At 68.8% G+C, this 368-nt stretch carries 1 protein-coding gene; it reads right to left on the bottom strand.

Going from position 1 to position 368, the window contains the following annotated elements:
* A partial coding sequence (locus tag JK361_RS40770; protein ID WP_201828292.1) for a condensation domain-containing protein occupies window positions 1-368 on the bottom strand: 368 nt, incomplete at both ends.

The following is a 368-nucleotide window of genomic DNA, read 5'->3' as shown; positions in this document are numbered from 1 at the left end:
CGGCGCCATCGACCAGCCGTCACCCGCGATGTGGTGCAGCACCACCACAAGAACGTGCGAGTCCGCGGCCAGCTCGAAAAGCGCCGCCCGCAACGGAAGCTCGCACGTCAGGTCGAACCCGCGCCCCGCAAACCCCGCCACCAGGCCGGCCAGCGACTCCTCCGTCGCCGACTCCACCACCACATCCACCACACCGACACCGACCGGACGGACCTCCTGGAACGGAACACCATCCGCACCCTCCGGAAACACCGTCCGCAACGACTCGTGCCGCCCGACGACATCCCCCAGCGCAGCAACCAGCGCACCCCGATCCAGCACACCGTCCAACCGCAGCACGACCGGCATGTTGTAGGTGGAGGCGTCAG

The sequence above is a fragment of the Streptomyces musisoli genome, from assembly GCF_016741855.1.
GTDB lineage: Bacteria > Actinomycetota > Actinomycetes > Streptomycetales > Streptomycetaceae > Streptomyces > Streptomyces musisoli.
This window is presented reverse-complemented; position numbering and strand designations above follow the sequence as displayed.